This is a genomic window from Microvirga terricola, assembly GCF_011777495.1.
Classification (GTDB): domain Bacteria; phylum Pseudomonadota; class Alphaproteobacteria; order Rhizobiales; family Beijerinckiaceae; genus Microvirga; species Microvirga terricola.
In genome coordinates, this window is the sequence record NZ_JAATJS010000004.1 from 424746 (window position 1) to 440838 (window position 16093).

At 62.1% G+C, this 16093-nt stretch carries 15 protein-coding genes and 2 tRNA genes; 5 read left to right on the top strand and 12 right to left on the bottom strand.

Going from position 1 to position 16093, the window contains the following annotated elements; all coding sequences use genetic code 11:
• Positions 1-7: 7 nt before the first annotated feature.
• The 6 genes from HB375_RS14115 to HB375_RS14140 form a co-directional block, all read right to left on the bottom strand.
• Entirely contained in the window at positions 8-709 is a 702-nt protein-coding gene (locus HB375_RS14115) for a DUF2459 domain-containing protein (protein ID WP_167673625.1), read from the bottom strand.
• The gene (locus HB375_RS14120) at positions 706-3414 is read right to left on the bottom strand and encodes a valine--tRNA ligase (RefSeq protein WP_167673626.1); all 2709 of its coding nucleotides are present in this window, start codon (positions 3412-3414) and stop codon (positions 706-708) included. The genes HB375_RS14115 and HB375_RS14120 overlap by 4 nt, the downstream gene beginning before the upstream one ends.
• Positions 3415-3565: 151 nt before the next feature.
• Entirely contained in the window at positions 3566-4126 is a 561-nt protein-coding gene (popZ, locus tag HB375_RS14125; protein ID WP_246728499.1) for a DUF2497 domain-containing protein, read from the bottom strand.
• A 121-nt stretch (positions 4127-4247) separates the two neighbouring features.
• Positions 4248-5594, bottom strand: a complete 1347-nt coding sequence (locus tag HB375_RS14130; RefSeq protein WP_167673757.1) for a TolC family outer membrane protein — start codon at positions 5592-5594, stop codon at positions 4248-4250.
• A gap of 242 nt (positions 5595-5836) precedes the next feature.
• The gene (locus tag HB375_RS14135; RefSeq protein WP_167673627.1) at positions 5837-6499 is read right to left on the bottom strand and encodes a protein-L-isoaspartate O-methyltransferase family protein; all 663 of its coding nucleotides are present in this window, start codon (positions 6497-6499) and stop codon (positions 5837-5839) included.
• 21 nt (positions 6500-6520) lie between these two features.
• A tRNA-Cys gene (locus HB375_RS14140) sits at positions 6521-6594 on the bottom strand.
• 209 nt (positions 6595-6803) lie between these two features.
• Here HB375_RS14140 and HB375_RS14145 point away from each other — a divergent pair.
• The 4 genes from HB375_RS14145 to sseA all read left to right on the top strand — a co-directional run bounded on the left by HB375_RS14145 (position 6804) and on the right by sseA (position 8990).
• Positions 6804-6878, top strand: a tRNA-Asn gene (locus HB375_RS14145).
• Between the two features lie 304 nt (positions 6879-7182).
• Positions 7183-7308, top strand: a complete 126-nt coding sequence (locus tag HB375_RS18435; protein WP_281409351.1) for a hypothetical protein — start codon at positions 7183-7185, stop codon at positions 7306-7308.
• 73 nt (positions 7309-7381) lie between these two features.
• Positions 7382-8104, top strand: a complete 723-nt coding sequence (locus HB375_RS14150) for an alanyl-tRNA editing protein (RefSeq protein WP_167673628.1) — start codon at positions 7382-7384, stop codon at positions 8102-8104.
• 31 nt (positions 8105-8135) lie between these two features.
• Positions 8136-8990, top strand: coding sequence for a 3-mercaptopyruvate sulfurtransferase (sseA, locus tag HB375_RS14155; protein WP_167673629.1), 855 nt, complete (start codon positions 8136-8138; stop codon positions 8988-8990).
• Positions 8991-9061: 71 nt separating this feature from the next.
• Here sseA and HB375_RS14160 read toward each other — a convergent pair whose 3' ends face one another.
• From HB375_RS14160 to HB375_RS14175, 4 genes are all read right to left on the bottom strand, one after another.
• Positions 9062-9850: an amino acid ABC transporter ATP-binding protein gene (locus HB375_RS14160; protein WP_425515180.1), complete on the bottom strand. Its 789-nt coding sequence runs from the start codon at positions 9848-9850 to the stop codon at positions 9062-9064.
• 5 nt (positions 9851-9855) lie between these two features.
• Positions 9856-11175 (bottom strand): amino acid ABC transporter permease, encoded by a 1320-nt coding sequence (locus HB375_RS14165; protein WP_167673631.1) that lies wholly within the window; start codon positions 11173-11175, stop codon positions 9856-9858.
• A 9-nt stretch (positions 11176-11184) separates the two neighbouring features.
• Complete coding sequence (locus HB375_RS14170) at positions 11185-12396, bottom strand: amino acid ABC transporter permease (RefSeq protein WP_167673632.1); 1212 nt, start codon at positions 12394-12396, stop codon at positions 11185-11187.
• Positions 12397-12508: 112 nt separating this feature from the next.
• Complete coding sequence (locus HB375_RS14175; protein WP_167673633.1) at positions 12509-13531, bottom strand: amino acid ABC transporter substrate-binding protein; 1023 nt, start codon at positions 13529-13531, stop codon at positions 12509-12511.
• A 229-nt stretch (positions 13532-13760) separates the two neighbouring features.
• Between HB375_RS14175 and metC the strand changes: the two genes are divergently transcribed.
• Positions 13761-14957, top strand: a complete 1197-nt coding sequence (gene metC, locus HB375_RS14180) for a cystathionine beta-lyase (protein WP_167673634.1) — start codon at positions 13761-13763, stop codon at positions 14955-14957.
• Between the two features lie 36 nt (positions 14958-14993).
• On the opposite strand, the gene HB375_RS14185 is transcribed toward metC, so the two are convergent.
• Together HB375_RS14185 and HB375_RS14190 are read right to left on the bottom strand one after the other, a co-directional pair.
• Positions 14994-15353 carry a lipid-A-disaccharide synthase N-terminal domain-containing protein gene (locus HB375_RS14185; RefSeq protein WP_167673635.1) on the bottom strand — a complete coding sequence of 120 codons (360 nt, stop codon included), beginning with the start codon at positions 15351-15353 and terminating at the stop codon, positions 14994-14996.
• Entirely contained in the window at positions 15353-16084 is a 732-nt protein-coding gene (locus HB375_RS14190; protein WP_167673636.1) for a glycosyltransferase family 2 protein, read from the bottom strand. Before HB375_RS14190 ends, HB375_RS14185 begins: the two co-directional genes overlap by 1 nt.
• Positions 16085-16093: the final 9 nt, after the last annotated feature.

A 16093-nucleotide genomic window follows, 5' to 3' on the forward strand; every position in this document is an offset into this window, starting at 1 on the left:
CTCGCCCTCAGAAGCGCGATCGCCACTTCAAATCGGTCCTGATTCCGAAGGGTAGAATGGCAGCAGCGGGTGTGGTGGGAATTCCCGCCGCATCCAGAAGGTCCGCGATCCAGTGATTGCAGACGCGGAAAGCGCTGAAATCCCCGACCGCGCGGTAGAACAGGCTCGGCCCATAGAGGCCCGGCCCTAAAATCTCCGGCTGGCAGCCGGTAGAAAGCGCGAAGGATTGATCGATCCGGGCGACCACCCGCTCGAAGCCCGCTTTGGACAACCTGATCCGCGTCACGTCCGCACCGGCAAAAACGCTTTCCGGCACACCTGCGATCCCTACGACATGGAGCACGGAGCCGTTGCCGAGCCCCAGAAGCGCTCGCGCGGCAAGCGTCATTTGTAGGGACGCGGCGGTTGGCGTCGAGCGATAGACATCGTCATCACCCCAGCCGACCTCGATCCAATCGAACTGACGGAAGCGTGTCGCGACCGGCAGCACGCCCGCCATTCCGTCGCGGCTGGCAATCTCGGCCACGGACCTGAGTGGGACGACAAGGCCGGCGTGATAGCCATTGCTGACAAGGACGACGTCGATGCCGTCCTCACCCGCCGGGAAAAGCGCCGGATTGCCCGGCCGCGCTGTCCAGATGATGGCCGCGGAAACGAGGAAGAGCAGCGCGAGGCTGCCCTTCAACAAAGTTCGGAAGGCTCGCCTCAAGCGTCCTTCAACCGCGAAAGCGCTTCTTCCATCTTCGCCTTGCGGGCGAGAGCGTCCTCGCGGCGCTCGCGCTGCTCTTCGACCACCTCTTCGGGGGCGCGCTTAATAAAATCGGCGTTGCCGAGCTTCGCATCGATCTTGCCGATGTCCGCATCGAGCTTCTGAATTTCCTTGGCGAGGCGCGCGCGCTCGGCGACGAGGTCGATGACGCCCTCCAAGGGCAACGCCGCCACTTCGCCACGGATCAGAAGCTGGATCGAGCTTTTGGGCGCGGCATCGGCATAGCCGATGTCCGAGAGGCGTGCGAGGCGCTTCACGATCTCGCCCCAACGCGCGGCGCGGGTTTTCACATCGGCCGAGGACGCTACGAGCACGAGCGGGATCTGCGCACCCGCGGGCACGTTCGTCTCCGAACGGGCTGAGCGGATTTCAGTGACGAGATCGACCACCCAGCCGATCTCGGCCTCGGAGGTCGGATCGATCAAGTCGTCACGCTTCGACCACGGTGCAAGCGCCAGGATCGTCTCGCGCTTCGGCCCCTCCTGCCCCTTCACCTCCCACAGCTCTTCCGTGAGGAAGGGCATGAAAGGATGGAGCAGCTTGCAGATCTCGTCGAGAATGAAGGCGATGGTCGCGCGGGTTTCTTCCTTTGCGGGCGAGTCCGGCCCCTGGAGCACGGGCTTCGCCAGCTCCAGCATCCAGTCGCAATAAACGTTCCAGACGAACCGGTAAGCCGCGAGCGCTGCTTCGTTGAACTTGTAGGTCTCGATGCCCGCCGCCACCTCGTTGATGGCCTTGGCGCATTCGCTGAGCGCCCACTTGTTGAGCGTCTCTTTCACCGCCTTCGGATCGAAGCCGGCGACGCGCTTGCAGCCGTTCATCTCGGCGAAACGCGCGGCGTTCCAGATCTTGGTCGCGAAATTGCGGTAGCCTTCGACGCGCTGGACGCTGAGCTTGATGTCGCGCCCCTGCGCCGCCATGGCGGACAGCGTCATGCGCAGCGCGTCCGCGCCGTATTGCTCGATGAGATCGAGCGGGTCGATGACGTTGCCTTTCGACTTCGACATCTTCGCGCCCTTCTCGTCGCGGACGAGGGCGTGAATATAGACCGTGTCGAACGGCACCTGCTCCATGAAGTGCATGCCCATCATCATCATCCGGGCGACCCAGAAGAAGATGATGTCGAAGCCCGTCACGAGCACGTTCGTCGGATAATAGCGCTTCAGCTCCGGCGTCTCGTCCGGCCAGCCGAGTGTCGAGAACGGCCAGAGAGCCGACGAGAACCAGGTGTCGAGCACGTCCTCATCGCGGGTCAGAGCGACATCGCGGCCATGCTTGGCGCGCACTTCGGCCTTGGCGTCTTCCTCACTGAGGGCGACGAACACATTGCCCTCATCGTCGTACCAGGCCGGGATCCGGTGACCCCACCAGAGCTGGCGCGAGACACACCACGGCTCGATGTTCTCAAGCCACTGGAAATAGGTCTTTTCCCACGCTTCGGGAACGAACTTCGTCTCGCCCTTTTTCACGACCCCGAGCGCGCGTTCGGCCAACGGCTTCACGTTCAGGTACCACTGGTCGGTGAGATACGGCTCGATCACCACGTTCGAGCGGTCGCCATGCGGCACCACGTGGACGTGCGGCTCGACCTGAACCAGGATCTCTCGCTCTTCCAGCATGGCGACGATGCGCTTGCGCGCCTCGGTTCGGTCGAGACCGTCGAGAGCCATAACGGCCTTCAGATCGTCCGAGGACGCCACGTCCGCGAGGAACGCATCGTTCCCGGCAAGTTGAAGCTGTGCTTCCGTGCCAAAAATGTTGATGAGGGGCAGCTTGTGGCGCTTGCCGACGTCAAAGTCGTTGAAGTCGTGCGCGGGTGTGATCTTCACCGCGCCGGTGCCCTTCTCGGGGTCGGAATACTCATCCGCCACGATAGGAATGCGACGGCCGACGAGGGGCAGGATCGCGTACTTGCCGATCAGGTCTTTGTAGCGTTCATCCTCGGGATGGACCGCCACCGCGACGTCGCCGAGCATCGTCTCAGGACGCGTGGTCGCCACCGTGATCGAACGATCCGGCATGTCTTCGATGGCATAGCGGATATGCCACAAGTTGCCCTTCACCTCGACCTGCTCGACCTCGAGGTCGGAGATCGCGGTCTGGAACTTCGGGTCCCAGTTCACAAGGCGCTTGTCCTTGTACATCAGGCCCTGCTTGTAGAGGTCCACGAAGACCTTGAGGACGGCCTTGGAGAGCCCCTCGTCCATGGTGAAGCGCTCGCGCGACCAGTCGCAGGACGCGCCGAGGCGCTGGAGCTGGCTCTTGATGCGCCCGCCGGACTGCTCTTTCCATTCCCAGACGCGGGCCACGAATTCCTCGCGGCCGAGGTCGCGGCGATGGATCTGCCGCTCGGCAAGCTGGCGCTCGACAACCATCTGCGTCGCAATGCCCGCGTGGTCCATGCCCGGCTGCCACAGCACGTCGCGCCCGCGCATGCGCTCGAAGCGGCACAGAATGTCCTGAATGGTGTTGTTGAGGGCGTGCCCCATGTGGAGCGAGCCGGTTACGTTCGGCGGCGGAATGACGATCGTGTAGGGCTGCGCGCTCTTGCGGTCCTCCCGGCCGGCCTTGAAGGCGTCAGCCTCCTCCCAGCGGGTGGAAATGCGCGCTTCGACAGCGGCGGGATCGAACGTCTTGTCCATCATGGTGAAACTACCGGCACGTTGGCGCGCAAGCGCGCGCGAAGATGACGGTTACAAACCGGACGGCGCGTGTGAAGTCAACTTTAGCATCGCGATTTAGCCAGGATCGCGCCCTTCCGCCCCGCTTTTGGCGCGACCCAGGCGAACTTCGGGGTCAGCGCCCTCGCCTGGACACCCGCTCGATCTCAGCCTGAACCAGCCGCTCGACCAGCGGAGGAAGATTGTCATCGAGCCACGCTTTCAGCATGGGCCGGAGCAACTCTTTCGCGAGGTCCTCGAGGGTCTTCGGGCTGCTTGCCGGAACGGTGGAAGAAAGCCGGTCGAATGCGTCCGCCACGAAGGCATCGCTGTCATCAGACATGAGGGCGTCGTCGTCGATGAATGCTGCCGGTTCTGTAAAAGCCTCGCTGGACGGCGAGAGCCTTTCGATCTTGTAAACCTGCTCGCGCTTTGGAGCCGGTTTGTCGACGATCTTACGGCCCGCACTGTCGTCAGACCGGTCGAATTCAGGCGCGATTTTGGGCGATGTCTGATGAAGAACGTCGGCGTATGATTCAGCGATGTCGAGAACGTTTTTCAGCGGGGAAGACGCGGTCTGCGACTCGGGCTTTTCAGCCTCCTGCATCTCGTCCTGATCGTCAGCGATGATGCGTCTGATGGAAGCTAAAATCTCTTCCATCGAGGGCTCGTGAATCTTCGGATTCGCTGAACTCATACGCCCCACCGATCAAAAAATCTAAGAATCGCACTCTTGCGAATGCGTCCAGTATTTCACGGTGGAATGGAGAGGCAAGCGGAGCCGGGCAGTCGCAATGTGGACTGCCCGGAAATATTTTTTAACGACCGTCGGGCGTCGTCAGACCCCACCACAGATCCTTGACCTGATCGTAGTGGTTGGCCGGGTTGTAGTGATTGACGGCGAGGCCGAGATTGCGGGAGTTCAAACGTCCCATCGCTTGCACGACTGCGTAGGACGCAACCACGCGGTCACGCTGCGCGGTGATGAGATTCACACGCGCGCTGAGCAATTCCTGCTGCGCGTTGAGCACGTCGAGGGTCGTGCGCTGACCGACACGCGCTTCTTCGCGCACGCCGTTGAGAGCGGTTTCCGAGGCATCCACTTGCGCTTGCGCGGCGATGATCTGCGCCCGCGCAGCTTCGAGCTGCCCCCACGAGGAGATGATGGCAGCACGCACCTGATCGCGGATGGAATCCGCTTCCAGACGACGCTGGCCAACGGTTTCCTTCGCCTGACGAGTCGCTGCATAGGTCTGACCGCCCTCGTAAATCGGAACGGTGAGCTGCGCGACGACGGAGGCGGAGGTCAGGCGGTCGCCTTGGATCTGGCTGTCCCAGCGCTGCGAGAAGGTGCCACGCACGCCGACCTGCGGCACGAGAGCGCCCTCTTCGATCTTCACTTGCAACTCAGCGGCATCGACCGCGTGGAGCGACCCCTTGATCGCCGGATGTTCTTCAAACGCGACCTTCAGCGCGGAATCCACACTCTTGGGCAGCAGCTTGTCGAGCGGGCGGCCCGGAGCAAGCTGCCGCGGCTCGACGCCGATCACCTGACGGTATTGCGCGACACTGGTACGAAGATTCGCCTCGGCGGCGCTCGCCTGCGACCGGGCGAGTGCTAGGCGGGATTCAGCCTGCGCAACGTCGGTCCGGGTCACCTCACCCACATTGAAGCGGTCGCGAGTCTGCCGGAGCTGCTCGTCAATCACCTCGACGTTGTTGCGCTGGAGATCGAGAATCGCCGTGTCGCGCAGCACGTTCATGTAGGCGGAGGCGGAATCGAACAGCGTGTTCTGCTCGTTGTTGGTCAGGTTCTCGCGGGAACCCAGGACCGAAGACTCCGCCTGGCGGACCGAATTGTCCGTCCGAAAGCCATTAAAAATGGATTGATCGATCTGCACGCCGAGGCCGTGAGGGGTCAGTCGCTCGATCGTGCCGTTGGTGCCGTTGCGGGCAAAGTCGGTAAATGTCCGCCCCACGTCAGCCGTCGCGTTGACCGTCGGGCGATACCCCGACTTGGCACGAGCCACGTTCTCGTCATTCGCGCGGACGGTGGCCCGCTGGGCATTCAGGGTCGGGTTGTTGCCGTAGGCCTTGGCCAGAGCGCTCTCGAGGGTCTCGGCGGAGGCGGAGAATGCCCCAGCCAGCACGAAAGCGGACGTCATGGCACCGAAGAGCGCGTAGTGTTTTTTGAAAGTATGTTTCTTGTTCACGCCCACCTGCCTGCCGGGTTGATGGTGATACCCACAGCCCGGCTTGAAATGACTTTGACACAACTCAACGCAGCGAGCACGACTCGCCTAACTTGAGACGCAACAATACTCATGGAAACTCACTCGGCAATCATAACTGCCGAGGTTGGGGTCGATTAATGGGGAAGTGCCGCAAAAAAGCGACACTATCACCATCAAAAAGTGAAGCTTGGCTTGAGCTGGAAGGCTGAGAGAATGGGAGCCGCTGCATCGAAAAGAGCGCGCTCGCCAAATGTATCGCCGGAACGGACGTAGAGGGTGGCCCGAGCCGAGCGCCCCCGCCCCTGCACGCAGACCAGCTTTCCGCCTTCCGCCAGCTGGCGGAGAAGAGCGTCCGGGCGGACCTCAAGGGCTCCGTTGACGAGAATGGCGCTGTAAGGAGCGTTCTCCACGCAGCCTTGCTCCAGCGGACCGACCTTGACGGCAACATTGTCCGCCTTCACCGCCGCAAGGGCTGCCTTAGCGGCCTCCGCCAGGGCTGCGTCCGATTCCAGAGCCGTCACCTGCGCACCGAGTCGGGAGAGAACCGCCGAGGAATAACCGCGCCCGCAGGCCACATCGAGAACCTTGTCCCCAGTCTCGATTTCGAGCGCCTGGATCAGGCGTGCCTCAATCATGGGGGAAATCATGTAGCGGCGATCAGCGCCTTCGCTCACGGGGAGGTCCTGGTCGATATAGGCCAGTTCCTCACGGCCGGGCAGCACGAAGCGCTCGCGCGGAATGCTGTCCATGGCATCCAAGAGAGGAATGTCGTTCACATCGAAAGTGCGCAGCTGGCTATCGACCATTATCCGGCGCGCTTGCGTGAAATCGACCATGGATTGCCTCAGAAAAACGTTTGGAGGCCTCGCCCGGAATCGAACCGGGGTGCAAGGATTTGCAGTCCTCTGCGTAACCACTCCGCCACGAGGCCATCCGGGGCGTGCCGCGAACGCGACGGGTGCTCCATAGCAGAGCGCCGCACCAAAGAGCAACATCCCCTTTTCACGAGATCAGTCGACGAAGGGACTTGCAACCAGCTGAACCCGTGGTATATGCCACCCCACCTCGGCGGCGGCGACCTTCGGCTCCCCCCGCCCATCGAGAAGCAAACCGCGTTTCTCGACTAAGGTATGGCACTATTCCGGCGTGGCGCAGCGGTAGCGCAGCGGACTGTTAATCCGTTGGTCGTAGGTTCGAATCCTACCGCCGGAGCCAACTTTCTCCTCAAAATTAAATTATATTCGGACTGAGCCGCCTCTGTGCCGGTCATGCGGCCTTCTAGGCATCCGAGCCGCCACGTTTTCCCGCAACGAGGCCTCGCCTTGGGGCGACAACCGCAACCGGCGTTCCGATTCTCTGCTCTGCATTTCTCGAAGAGATATCTGAAGGCTTCGCCCGCTTGGCGGGGCCGCCCCAGCGCGTAGGCTCGTGACCGGGCGAATCGGGCTCTGGAGTACGCTTGCCGATGGACGCGGCGAGCAATGCCTCTCGACCAGCAATAGGGTCGCAGGTCCAGATCATGATTCGCCTCCCCGCCCTTGGCGGGGCCTATCCCAAACCCATCGTGTCTCATAGCCCGCTTGGCAGCGCGCTCGGCGCCATACGTGAGCTTGGATCGCAGGGCTCCCACGCCGACGAGGAATAAGTGGACGGCTTGACCCGCCCGCCCCATTGCCCTCTGCTTTCACCTTCCTCGCCGCATTTCATGTGGGACAATGATGACAGCCACGACACTTTTGTTTCGCGACGATGCCTATACCCGCTCCTGCCAATCCGTTGTGCTGGGACTGACGCCAGAGGGCGGCGTGATTCTCGACCGCACGGTGTTTTACGCTCAGGGCGGCGGCCAACCGGGCGATGTCGGCGTGCTCGTGCGCGCGAATGGCGAGAAGCTTGGCGTGGCGAATACCGTTTACGGCGCCGACCGCTCCCAGGTGATTCACCAGATTGGCGCTGAAAACGTTGCAGGCATCGCGATCGGGGAAACGGTCAGCTTGGAACTCGATTGGGAGCGGCGCTTCAAGCGTATGCGCGTCCACACCGCTCTACACCTCCTGAGCGTCGTTTTGCCCTATCCGGTCACCGGCGGCGCCATCGGGGACGGCGATGGGCGGCTCGACTTCGATATTCCCGACGCCGGTCTCGACAAGATCGAGTTGACGGACAAGCTCAATGCGTTGATCCGCCAGGACGCGCCCGTCACCGACCGCTGGATCACCGATGCCGAACTCGATGCGAATCCCGGGCTCGTGAAAACCATGTCCGTGCAGCCTCCGCGCGGCTCCGGACGTGTCCGCCTCGTCGAGATTGCGGGCATCGATCTACAGCCCTGTGGCGGCACGCATGTGCGCCGCACCAGCGAAATCGGAACGGTGGCAATCACCGATATCGAGAAAAAGGGAAAACAGAATCGCCGCGTCCGCATATCGCTCGTCGATTGAATGGACTTCGTCCCTCACCAATGAGTTTCAAATGTCCAACTCCTTCGTCTCCACGACCTGGCTGCAAGACCATCTGAACGATCCGAACGTCGTCATCGTCGACGCCTCGTGGTACCTGCCTGCGCAGAACCGCGATCCGGATGCGGAATATCTCGCCGGGCATATTCCCGGCGCGGTTCGCTTCGACCTCGACAAGGTCAAGGATGCCTCTTCGCCACTGCCGCACATGCTGCCGTCCGAGGCGGATTTCGCGTTCGCAACGGGCGCGTTGGGCATCGGCAACGACACAACCGTCATTGTCTATGACGGCCTCGGCCTTTTTTCCGCGCCGCGCGTCGCCTGGACATTCCGCATTTTCGGCGCCCGGGACGTGCGCATTCTCGAAGGCGGCCTACCCGCTTGGAAGGCCGAAGGTCGGCTGGTGGAGCGAGGTCCGCAGCGCTCGCCTACGGCCAAAGCCTTTTCGGCCCGCCTCGACCGCGCTGCGGTCGCGGACGCAGCGCAGGTGCTCAGCGCTACGCAATCCGGCTCCGCGCAGGTCGTCGATGCACGCGCAGCGGACCGCTTCAGAGGAGAAGCCCCCGAGCCACGCGCCGGATTGCGAGCCGGGCACATCCCGGGCTCCCTCAACCTGCCCTGGGGTGACATCGTCGAAAATGGCCGCCTGAAGGATAACGCTTCGCTCAGAGCCGCGATGGCGGACGCCGGGATTGACCTCAATAAACCTATCGTCGCGAGCTGCGGTTCGGGCGTCTCGGCCGCCATCATCGCGCTGGCTTTTGAGCGCCTCGGTCACCCGGCAAAGGCCATCTATGACGGTTCATGGTCGGAATGGGGCGCACGCACGGACCTTCCGATTGAAACGGGACCGGCAAAAGGCCCCTAAACGACCGGTATCGAACCTAAGAGCTACAAAAAAGCCCCAGCGATGCTGGGGCTTTTTTGTCGGACCAGTCTTCAGTGCAGGATCTGGCTCAGGAAGAGCTTGGTGCGCTCGTGCTGCGGGTTCTTGAAGAACTCGTTGGGTGTGTTCATCTCCACGATCTGCCCGTAATCCATGAAGATCACGCGGTCCGCGACCTGACGGGCGAAGCCCATTTCGTGGGTCACGCAGAGCATGGTCATGCCCTCTTCCGCGAGGCCGACCATGGTGTCGAGCACTTCCTTGACCATTTCCGGGTCGAGCGCCGAGGTCGGCTCGTCGAACAGCATGATCTTGGGGTTCATGCAGAGCGAGCGGGCAATCGCCACGCGCTGCTGCTGGCCGCCCGAGAGCTGCCCGGGATATTTGTTGGCCTGTTCCGGGATCTTAACCCGGGTCAGGTACTTCATGGCGACCTCTTCCGCGTCCTTCTTTGCCATCTTCTTCACCCAGATAGGGGCGAGCGTGCAGTTCTCGAGGATGGTGAGATGCGGGAAGAGGTTGAAGTGTTGGAACACCATGCCGACATCGCGGCGCACCTCGTCGATGCGCTTCAGGTCGTTGGTCAGTTCCGTACCATCGACGATGATGCGGCCCTTCTGGTGCTCTTCCAGCCGGTTGATGCAGCGGATCATGGTCGATTTTCCGGAACCCGAAGGTCCGCAGATCACGATGCGCTCGCCGCGGCGGACATTGAGGTTGATGTCACGCAGCACGTGGAATTCGCCGTACCACTTGTGCACGCCGATCATCTGAACGGCGGCCTCGGCCTTCGGATCGAAGGTCGCTGCGGGAATCTGTTGAGCTGTCATTGTCGTTGCCATGAATGTTATCGTTTCTGACCTGCCGCGAGGCGGCGCTCGACGCCGAGCGAATAGCGAGACATGCCGAAGCAGAAGATGAAGTAGAACAAGGCCGCGAAGGCATAACCGGTGATGCCGATGGTCGGGGCTGCCCAATTGGGGTCGATACGCGAGGATTCGATCGCCTTGACCAGATCGAAAATGCCGACGATCGACACCAGCGACGTGTCCTTGAACAACCCGATGAAGGTATTCACGATGCCGGGAATCACAATCCGCAGCGCCTGCGGCAGAATGATGAAGGCCATCATCTGCGGGTAGTTGAGCCCTAAGGACATCGCGCCTTCATACTGCCCCTTCGGCATGGCCTGCAGGCCGCCGCGGACCACCTCCGCCATATAGGCCGAGGCGAAAAGCGCGACGCCGATCAGCGGACGCGCAAGACGGTCCACCGTCACGTCGCCCGGCAGGAAGAGCGGCAGCATCGTATTCGCCATGATCAGCACGGTGATCAACGGCACGCCGCGAACGAACTCGATGAAGATGACCGAGGCCATCCGCAGGATCGGCAGCTTCGAGCGTCGCCCAAGGGCGAGAAGGATGCCGAAGGGCAACGAGAACACGATGCCGACGGTCGCCACCAGAAGCGTCACGAGAATGCCGCCCCAGCGCGACGTCGGGACCGGCTCAAGCCCCCAGTTGATACTGACGAGGCCCAGCGTGATCCCGATGACCGCGACGATGCCCAAACCGATCAGCATCGCGGAACGGATCGAGGTTTTCAGCGCATAGGCGGCAGCCGCAAGCGCAACAACCAGAAGCGCTCCGCTGACGGCGAAAGTACTCCAGAAGCCGATCCCCAGGCTGACATTGCCGCCTGTGAGCAGGATGTATGAGATCACCGGGAACAGCCAGAAGAAATAAATCGCCCCCAGGTCTCTGCGGGGCGCGCGCAGCCACAGCAGCCAGCCCACGCCAATCGCCAGCAGCACGAAGAAGATGTTGACCCTCCACCGCTCCGTGGCCGGGTAGGAGCCATAGGTGAAGAAGTTGATCTTATCGATGACGAAGGCCCAGCACGCTCCGACCGGGTGACCGGCCGTTTCCGCGCGGCAGGCACTGCGATCCGTGCCCGTCCACACCGCATTGATAACGAGAAACTCCACCAGGGGCGGAATAATGACGTACAGGAGATATGCGACCACCAGGGTCAGCAGCGTGTTGAGCGGGCTTGAGAAGAGGTTCTCGCGCATCCACGCGAGCGGCCCGCGTGTGAGACTCGGCGGAGGCAGCGCCTCGATCTTCTCGGAGCGGACGAAACGGGACATATCGACGGCGGTGTTCATGAGAGTTTCCTACCGTTCGACAATCGCCACGCGGCGGTTGTAGATGTTCATGACGAACGAGGTCACGAGGCTGATGGTCAGGTACACGCCCATGGTGATCATGACGACCTCGACCGCCTGCCCTGTCTGGTTGAGAACGGTGCCCATGAAGACCTGCACGAGATCGGGATAGCCGATAGCCACCGCGAGCGAGGAGTTCTTCGTCAGGTTGAGATACTGGCTCGTCAGCGGCGGGATGATGACGCGCATCGCTTGCGGGATCACGACAAGACGGAGCGTCTGGCCCGACTTGAGGCCGAGCGAACCCGCCGCCTCCGTCTGGCCTTTCGACACGGCCAGAATACCGGCGCGGACCACCTCGGCAATGAAGGCTGCCGTATAGGTCGTGAGGCCAACGAGGAGCGCCACGAACTCCGGCAGGATCTGCATGCCGCCGCGAAGATTGAACGTGCCTTTGACCGGCATGTCGAAACTGACGGGATTGGCGTTCATCAGGGCCAGCACGATCCATGTGGCAACCGGAAGCCCAAGCACGAGGCCGAGCGTGGCCCAGCCGACCGGATACTGACGGCCCGTCGCTGCCTGCTGCTTCTTGGCCCAGCGGCGAAACAGAATGGTCACCACGACGCCAATGGCGAAAGCCACACCAATGGCCCACGCATCAGCCGCGTAGAGGGGGCGTGGCATGAACAGGCCGCGAGCGTTCAGGAAGAACCCGGCACCCAGGGAGAAGGAATCGCGCGGCTGCGGCAGCGGCCCGAGCACCGCGATGTACCAGAACAGCAATTGCAGCAGCAGCGGGATATTGCGCAGCGTTTCGACATAGACCATCGCGACCTTGGCCACCATCCAGTTGGACGACAAGCGCGCGATGCCGACCGCAAAGCCGAGAAAGGTCGCGAAGACGATGCCGATGGCGGAAACGATCAGGGTATTGAGAAGGCCGACGATGAAAGCGTCGCCATAGGTCGAACCGGCGGCACTGAACGAAATCAGCGTCTGGCTGATATCGAACCCGGCAGTGTTTTCCAGAAATCCGAAACCGGAAGCAATCTTGGCGCGCCGCAGATTATCGACGGCGTTCGTCGCTGCGATGTAAAACAGATAGCCGACGACGCAGACCAGGAGCGTCTGGTAGAAAATTCCGCGCACCTTGGGATCGTACAGAAACGATTTCTTCGGCGGCAATGCCTGACTGACAGAACTCTGCACTGAACCCATCCTCTGGAGGCTTGTTGTTTTTGGGCCCTTCACCTTCATTGGTGACGGCCTGTGGGGCAGCAGCTTTTAAAAGGGGCGCCCGGATCGCTCCGGACGCCCGTGTTCATTTCGCTTAGCGAACCGGCAGGCCGTATTGCAGGCCGCCCTTCGTCCACTGCGCATTGAGGCCGCGCTTGATCTTCAGCTTGGAGCCTTCGCCGACGTTCCGCTCGAAGCTCTCGCCGTAGTTGCCGACGTGCTTGATGATCCGATAGGCCCAATCGTTGGGGAGGCCGACCGCCTCGCCGAACTTGCCCTCGGTGCCGAGCAGACGCTTGATCTCCGGGTTGTCGGAGCCCTTCATCTGGTCGACGTTGGCCTTGGTGACACCAAGCTCTTCAGCGTCCAGCATGGCGTTGTGGGTCCAGCGGACGATATCGCCCCATTGGTTGTCGCCATGACGCACCGCCACCGCGAGCGGCTCCTTCGAGATGATTTCCGGCAAAACGATATGATCGTCCGGGTTCGACGCGCGCAGACGCTCGGAGTAGAGGCCGGAAGCGTCGGTGGTGAACGCGTCGCAACGGCCGGCGTCATAGGCCTTGAAAGTCTCGTCCGAGGTCGCGAAGGCTACGACTTCGTACTTCATGTTGTTGGCGCGGAAGTAGTCCGCGAGGTTCAGCTCGGTCGTGGTGCCCTGCTGGGTGCAGATGGAAGCGCCGTTCAGCTCTTTGGCCGAGGACACGCCGAGCTTCTTGCGGACCATGAAGCCCTGGCCGTCGAAGTAGTTGATGGCCGGGAAATCGAGGCCGAGCTGGGTGTCGCGCGACATGGTCACGGTCGAGTTACGGGCCAGCACGTCCACTTCGCCCGACTGGAGCGCGGTGAAGCGGTCCTTGGCGGAGAGCGGAATGAAGCGGATCTTCGTCGGATCGTCGAAGATGGCCGCCGACATCGCGCGGCAGAAATCGACGTCGAGACCGGTCCAGTTGCCTTGGGCATCCGGCAGGCCGAAGCCGGCGAGGCCGGTGTTCGAACCGCAGGTCAGGTAGCCCTTCTGCTTCACGCTTGCGAGGGTAGCTTGAGCCGACGCGGAGCCTGCAGCGAGCAGGCTGGCCGTCAGGCCGAAGGCAATCGATACGATAGCCTTTTTCATGATCCTATATTCTCCCAATCTATAAACGCGGCTTGGAGGCTTTTCGTGCCGCTCGGGGTCGTGTTCCCTGTTAGACCGTTCCGCGTCGCTTCCGAACGAAACGACATCAACCCATCACATTCCATGATTGGTAACTGGTCAAGTCTTGATGGAACGCGCCCAAGGCCGGGGTTGACGCCAAACGCCCGGCGTCGTCACATCGATTCCCCGTCATTATCCCTTTGAAACAATGTCAAAACTTCCTTCAAAGCCCTCCGATCTCGGTGACCGTACCCGCCTCGTCCATGCTGGCCGTGAACCTTTCGAGCAGCATGGTTTCGTCAACACCCCGATCTATCGTGGCTCGACGGTCCTCTACGCGACGACGGACGATCTGCTGCACCGACGCGGCCGCTACTCCTATGGAACAAAAGGAACTCCGACGACGGAAGCCCTCGAGAAGGCCTGGACGGAGCTGACGCGTTCCGCAGGGACAGTTCTCGCACCGTCAGGTCTTGCGGCCGTAACGCTCGCGCTCCTGTCCTGCCTCAAGGCCGGCGATCACCTGTTGATGACGGATTCCGTCTATCGCCCGACCCGCCATTTCTGCGACGGGATGCTCAAGAAATTTGGTGTGGAAACCACCTATTACGATCCGCTCGTGGGCGCCGGAATCGCCTCGCTGCTGAGGCCGAACACCAAAGTTGTCTTTACGGAATCGCCCGGATCGCAGTCTTTCGAGATGCAGGACATCCCGGCCATCGCCGACGTTGCGCATAAGCACGGCGCGGTCGTGATTATGGACAACACTTGGGCGACCCCCCTCTTCTTCCCCCCGCACGAGCGCGGCGTCGACATCGCCATCGAGGCGGGCACCAAGTACCTCAGCGGCGGCTCCGATCTCCTGCTCGGCCTGGTTTCGGCCAACGAGCGCTGCTTCCCGGCGCTGCGTGACACCTATGACGCCTTCGCCATGTGTCCGGGACCGGAGGATGTCTTCCTCGGCCTGCGCGGCTTGCGCACCATGGCCCTGCGTCTGAAGGAACATGAGAAGCAGGCCCTCGACATGGCCCGCTGGCTGGCGGCCCGGCCGGAGGTGGCGCAAGTCCTCCACCCGGCCCTGGAAAACTGCCCCGGTCACGACATCTGGAAGCGCGACTTCAAGGGCTCGTCCGGCCTGTTCTCGGTCATCCTGAAGCCATGCTCGGATCAGGCGCTCGCCGCCATGCTCGACGGCCTCGCCCTGTTCGGCATGGGATATTCGTGGGGTGGTTTCGAGAGCCTCGTGATCCCGTTCGACTGCGCGACCTATCGGACGGCAACGCAATGGAAGCCCGGCGGACATGCGCTACGCTTCCACATCGGCCTTGAGGATCTCGACGATCTGAAGCGCGATCTCGACGCCGGTTTCAAGCGCCTGAAGGAAGCCGACGCGAAGGCGGCTTAATCCGGAATAGTGCCTCGGCGGGAAAGCTTTTTCGGCTTATCCCGCCGCTTCAAGCTCTGCCTCGGCCTGTACGCTCTTCCTGTTCTTCGCGTCCTTCGCAATCAACATGAGATTGCGGACGTAGATGAAGATGGAAAAGACCTGGCCGAGGATGATGACGATGTCGTGCCGCGCGAAGCCATAGACGAGCGTCATCAACCCGCCGCCGATGGACAGAAACCAGAAGCCGACCGGGATCACGCTCTTTTCCGCCTTCTCGCTGGCAATCCATTGCACGAGAAAGCGCGCGCCGAACACGAACTGCGCGAGCACGCCGAAGGCCGCCCAAAGGTCGAAACGCGTGACGATCACGTCGTAGAAATACAAGCCGAGATCGTGGGCGAGCCGTATCAGCATCAGATAATCTCCTGGGCGACCGGCACGCGGCGCCGGCGGCGCAACAGCCACCACACGCCGGCAAGGTCGAGAATGCCGACCCACAGACGGTCGAATAGGCCGTAATTGGACTGCCCGGCATGGCGCGGCCTGTCGACCACGTCCACATGGGCGATCTTATAACCCTCACGCTTCACCAGCGCAGGCATGAAGCGGTGCAAGGCATCGAAATAAGGCAGGCGCAGATAGACATCGCGCCGAAAAGCTTTCAGCCCGCATCCCGTGTCACGCGTGCCGTCCTTCAGAATGCGACCGCGCACGCCGTTGGCGATGCGGGATTGCCAGCGCTTGGAAGCGCCTTTGCGAGCGAGGCGCTGTCCGGCGGCGAGCCCGATGGAGGGGTCATCGAGGGCAGCAACCAGTTGCGGAATAAAGGCCGGATCGTTCTGTCCGTCGCCATCGAGGGTCACGATGATCGCGCCGCTCGCAGCCTGAACGCCCGACCGCACCGCTGCACTCTGCCCGGAGCTGGCATCGTGACGCACGAGGCGAAGCCAGGGCCGGGTCGCGCGAGCGCTCAGGACCTGCTCGACGGTCGCGTCCGTGGACCCGTCATCGACGTAAATCAGCTCGAACTGACCAATCCGGGCGCAGGCGCGCTCGATCTCCTCCACGAGGGGGAGAATGTTCAGAGCCTCGTTCTTGACTGGCACAACGACGCTGACGCGCGGGGCCGGAAGGGTAACGGTCATCGATCAAGG

Coding starts and splice junctions, on each gene's coding strand:
- HB375_RS14185 (WP_167673635.1), bottom strand. CDS start 15,353: ATGCTGATACGGCTCGCCCACGATCTCGGCTTGTATTTCTACGACGTG.
- metC (WP_167673634.1), top strand. CDS start 13,761: ATGTCAAAACTTCCTTCAAAGCCCTCCGATCTCGGTGACCGTACCCGC.
- HB375_RS14165 (WP_167673631.1), bottom strand. CDS start 11,175: ATGAACACCGCCGTCGATATGTCCCGTTTCGTCCGCTCCGAGAAGATC.
- HB375_RS14170 (WP_167673632.1), bottom strand. CDS start 12,396: ATGGGTTCAGTGCAGAGTTCTGTCAGTCAGGCATTGCCGCCGAAGAAA.
- HB375_RS14175 (WP_167673633.1), bottom strand. CDS start 13,531: ATGAAAAAGGCTATCGTATCGATTGCCTTCGGCCTGACGGCCAGCCTG.
- HB375_RS14135 (WP_167673627.1), bottom strand. CDS start 6,499: ATGGTCGATTTCACGCAAGCGCGCCGGATAATGGTCGATAGCCAGCTG.
- HB375_RS14130 (WP_167673757.1), bottom strand. CDS start 5,594: ATGACGTCCGCTTTCGTGCTGGCTGGGGCATTCTCCGCCTCCGCCGAG.
- HB375_RS14160 (WP_425515180.1), bottom strand. CDS start 9,850: ATGGCAACGACAATGACAGCTCAACAGATTCCCGCAGCGACCTTCGAT.
- HB375_RS14150 (WP_167673628.1), top strand. CDS start 7,382: ATGACAGCCACGACACTTTTGTTTCGCGACGATGCCTATACCCGCTCC.
- HB375_RS14120 (WP_167673626.1), bottom strand. CDS start 3,414: ATGATGGACAAGACGTTCGATCCCGCCGCTGTCGAAGCGCGCATTTCC.
- sseA (WP_167673629.1), top strand. CDS start 8,136: ATGTCCAACTCCTTCGTCTCCACGACCTGGCTGCAAGACCATCTGAAC.
- HB375_RS14190 (WP_167673636.1), bottom strand. CDS start 16,084: ATGACCGTTACCCTTCCGGCCCCGCGCGTCAGCGTCGTTGTGCCAGTC.
- popZ (WP_246728499.1), bottom strand. CDS start 4,126: ATGAGTTCAGCGAATCCGAAGATTCACGAGCCCTCGATGGAAGAGATT.
- HB375_RS18435 (WP_281409351.1), top strand. CDS start 7,183: ATGATTCGCCTCCCCGCCCTTGGCGGGGCCTATCCCAAACCCATCGTG.